Origin of the sequence: Halobacterium bonnevillei (assembly GCF_009831555.1) — an archaeon.
Taxonomy (GTDB): Archaea; Halobacteriota; Halobacteria; order Halobacteriales; family Halobacteriaceae; genus Halobacterium; species Halobacterium bonnevillei.
This window is the reverse complement of the sequence record NZ_WUUU01000236.1, coordinates 1-3,506: the sequence shown is the minus strand read 5'-3', so window position 1 is coordinate 3,506 and position 3,506 is coordinate 1. Positions and strand designations below refer to the sequence as shown.

Genomic DNA, 3,506 nt, shown 5'->3' with positions numbered 1-3,506 from the left:
TCTTGGCGAGAGCGCCCGACGCGGCGGACGCGCGGACGTTGTCCGAGTCGTCGTCGGCGAGCACGTCCACCAGCGGGTCGATGGCGCGCGTGTCACCGATGAGGCCCAGCGAGCGAGCGGCCCGACTGCGCACGCTGTCGTTGTCCGCGACGAGCTGGTCGGCGACGTCCTGCGTGGCGTCCTCGCTGCCGATCTCGCCGATGGCTTTCAGCGCGGTCGTCTGGAGGGCGGGGTTGCTGTCGGCGTCCGCGTAGTCGATGATGTGTTCCAGGCCGTCCTCGCTGCCGATCTTCCCGACGATCTCGATGGCCAGCGAGTCCCGGCGCGCGGCGCGCTGCCCGACCTCGTCGAGGGCTTCCTCGCTGGCGATCCGCTTGAGCGCCTCCATGCAGTGGCGCTCCATGAAGTCGGAGTCGCCCATGTGGTCGAGACACAGCAGGATCATGTCGACGTTCTCGCGTTTCTCCCACTCCTTGAGCGCCGTCCACTCCGGCGGGAAGTCCTTGTGCTTCTGGCCCATGACCTCGTAGAACCCCTCCGCGCGGAGCTTCTGGCGGACCGAGAGGTCGTCCCACTCCTGGGCGTCCTCGACGCCCGCGGTGAGGTCGTCGGTCGCCGCGACGAGTTCCTCGATGGTTTCGACGTCCTCGTCGGGGTCCAGGTCCGCGGCCTCGACCGCCAGAACGACTTCGTCCAGTTCGTCCGTGAGGGTCTCGGCGTCTGCCGTCTCGCCGCCGACGAACGTCTCGTCCAGGACGTCACCCGCTTCGTCGAGGTACGCGCTCACCGCCGCCTGGACCTCGCCGGCGCCCTGGTCGGTCCAGCGCGTCGACTCGATCGTGGATTCCGCGTCCTCGATCGCGTCCACCACGTCCTCGCCGTAGGGGCCGCGCTGGTCCTCAAGGTCGTCGCGGAGGTCCGAGAGGCGCGACTCCAGCGCCTCCGCCGGATCCTCCTCGTCTTCGTCCTCGGGTTCCGGGAGGTCGGCGGCCTCAAGGTCGGACTCGACGTCGTCGAGGGCGGCTTCGACGTCGTCCAGGTCGGCCTCTGTCTCCGCGTCCTCCAGGTCGGCCTCGGCGTCGTCGAGGCGCTCCTGCAGTGTTTCCACGTCAACGTCCGGGACCGGCTCGTCGGCCGTCTCGTCGGGTTCCTCGTCCCCGTCGCTCATATCTCTTCGTTCCGCCAGCGCGCCTATGAGCGTTTCCCTTCCGGTCGCCAGTAGAACCGGGGCGCGAGCGCGAGGTACGCCAGCGCCCACGCGAGCAGCGCCTTCGGGAACACGCCGGCGTACGCGGTCGGCGCGAGCACCGCAGCGGCCTGCACCGCGCCCATTGCGAGCGCATCGCGCGGGAGGAGGTCCGGATACGTGACTGGTAGAACCATCAGCACCGTCAGCACGCCGGCGGCCGCGACGACGACCTGGGGGTCGGCGACGCCCGCGAGCACGCCCGCGGCCAGGAGGGTTGCAGCGAGTGTCGTCGGCACGCCCTCCGTGTGGTCGTTTCCGGTGTCGTAGGCCGTGTAGAGGCCGAGGCGGACGACGCCAGCCGCTACGAACAGCGCAGTGACAGCGACTGCGATCCCGCCGAGCGACGACTCGATCCCCCACGCCTCGCGAGCGATTACGACGACGATGAACGCGGGCGCGACACTGAACGACGCCACGTCCGCCAGCGAATCCAGGTGTTCGCCCGCCGGCGTGCCGCCGTAGTGCCGCGCCAGCAGGCCGTCGAGCCCGTCGGCGATAGCGGCCAGCAACACCAGGCGTGCGGCCAGCCCGGGGTCGACCGTCGCCGCCACCACCGCGACGAAGCCGAGTGCCGCGTTCGCCACCGTCACGGCGTCCGCGACGCCCAACCGGCTGACGAAGCGGGGTTGCATGTTCCGTGCATATCGACAGGCGTCCTTACGTGTTTACATCCGCGCCTGACCAGTTAGCGAGTCCCTATGCGCCGACGGTTCCCGGGCAGTGAGGACGGACCGGGCCGTATAAATGGCCGACAGCCCGACGTCCAGGTATGCAACGCCGGGCGTTCCTCGCCGCAGGAGCGAGCGTCACTGCAGCGCTCGCCGGCTGTATCGGACCGTCGCTGTCCTCCTCGGACTACGACATCGGGATGCAGTCGAACGCGTTCGTCCCGGACCCCGGAGTCGAGGGCACCGACGTCCCCACGTTCGAGGCGGCCGCCGGCGACACCGTCGTCTGGGCGAACTCCGGGTCGCGCAACCACACCGTTACCGGCTACGACGACGGCATTCCCGAGGGCGCGGAGTACTTCGCGTCCGGCGGCTTCGACAACGAACAGGCCGCCCGCGACGCCTGGGCGAACAGCATCGACGGCGGCGGCGTCGTCAAACCCGGGGAGACCTACGAGCACACGTTCGAGGTGCCCGGCGACTACTACTACGTCTGCATCCCCCACGAGGACGCCGGGATGCTCGGGAAAATCGTCGTCACTGACTGAGTCTCTGGTCCGTGCGGCGGACGCACGTTTTGCTGTTCGTTGCGGTCGCGAAAAGCGAATACTGGAACGTCGCGGAACGGGTTAGGCGTCGTCGTCGGCGCCGACTGCCGTCTCCTCTTCCTCGTAGACTTCCTCGGGCGGCGCTTCGAGCGTCGCCTTCTGGACTTCCACGCGGCGCAGCGGGTAGATCGTGTTCGCTTCGCCGTAGATGGCCGAAGACAACCGACCCTCGATGATGGAGTCGATGAGCGCCTCGAACGTGCGCTCCTCGCCCGCTTCCTCGACGAGGTCGATCATCGTGCGTCGGATCGCCTTCTGCTGGCTGTGGTCGGCCTGCTTGGTCGTGTACGCGACGGGCTGGACCTTCACGCGGTAGTCGTCCGTCGTGAGGACCGTGATGGTCGCCTCGACCTTCGACGATCCGCGGCGCACGAGACTGCGCTTGTAGTCCCGCGTGAGTTCGTGCTTCACGAACTCGGTGGACGCAGTGTCGCTGCCGACGTCGGTCACCTGGAAGGTGAGCTTGACGTTGTTCTCGCCGCCCTCAGTGAGGTCGCCGAGCGTCGTCTCGATGGTTCGTTCGTAGACCTGTTCTGGCTCGTCCGCGGGGGTCTCGCCGAGCTCCTGCCGGTCGAACTCCTCCGGCGCGAGCACGGTGTACCACCGCTTCTCTTGGCTCTGCTTGGATACGGAACGTTCGCTCATGGTTTGTGTGTCGTGTGTCGGTTGGCGTGCTGTGCAACTTCGCGTGCCACCGTGAGGTTGACCACGTAGTCGTCGACGGTGGACTGGAGGCCGCCGGTGTCCTCGCGCTCGATGCGCGTGACGACCGCGTCCCCCTGGACTCGCGTCTCCATCTCGGGCGTGTTGTCGGGACGGACTGCGCGCGCGACCAGCGCCGGCTGCTCGACCGCCGTGCGGATGGTCGCCGTGCGCGTCATAGTTCACCTCGGACGGTCTCGGCGACGTCCGATTCGTCGACGACGGTCGCGACGGCCAGCCGCGCCGTCCCCGCGCTCGACGGGAGGACTGCGGCGCGTC

Annotated in this window: 5 protein-coding genes; 1 reads left to right on the top strand and 4 read right to left on the bottom strand. The window is 68.5% G+C overall.

Annotated elements, in window-relative coordinates:
- Together GRX66_RS17465 and GRX66_RS17460 are read right to left on the bottom strand one after the other, a co-directional pair.
- Positions 1 to 1,168 (bottom strand): HEAT repeat domain-containing protein (locus GRX66_RS17465; RefSeq protein WP_159527651.1); only part of this gene is annotated, 1,168 nt, incomplete at its 3' end.
- A 23-nt stretch (positions 1,169 to 1,191) separates the two neighbouring features.
- On the bottom strand, positions 1,192 to 1,881 hold the full coding sequence (locus tag GRX66_RS17460; protein ID WP_159527650.1) for a protein sorting system archaetidylserine synthase: 690 nt from the start codon (positions 1,879 to 1,881) through the stop codon (positions 1,192 to 1,194).
- 137 nt (positions 1,882 to 2,018) lie between these two features.
- Here GRX66_RS17460 and GRX66_RS17455 point away from each other — a divergent pair, with 137 nt between their 5' ends.
- Positions 2,019 to 2,465 (top strand): plastocyanin/azurin family copper-binding protein, encoded by a 447-nt coding sequence (locus GRX66_RS17455; protein WP_159527649.1) that lies wholly within the window; start codon positions 2,019 to 2,021, stop codon positions 2,463 to 2,465.
- A gap of 81 nt (positions 2,466 to 2,546) precedes the next feature.
- On the opposite strand, the gene GRX66_RS17450 is transcribed toward GRX66_RS17455, so the two are convergent.
- Positions 2,547 to 3,170: a 30S ribosomal protein S3ae gene (locus GRX66_RS17450; protein WP_159527648.1), complete on the bottom strand. Its 624-nt coding sequence runs from the start codon at positions 3,168 to 3,170 to the stop codon at positions 2,547 to 2,549.
- Positions 3,167 to 3,406 carry a KEOPS complex subunit Pcc1 gene (locus tag GRX66_RS17445; protein ID WP_159527647.1) on the bottom strand — a complete coding sequence of 80 codons (240 nt, stop codon included), beginning with the start codon at positions 3,404 to 3,406 and terminating at the stop codon, positions 3,167 to 3,169. The genes GRX66_RS17450 and GRX66_RS17445 overlap by 4 nt, the downstream gene beginning before the upstream one ends.
- Positions 3,407 to 3,506 lie beyond the last annotated feature (100 nt).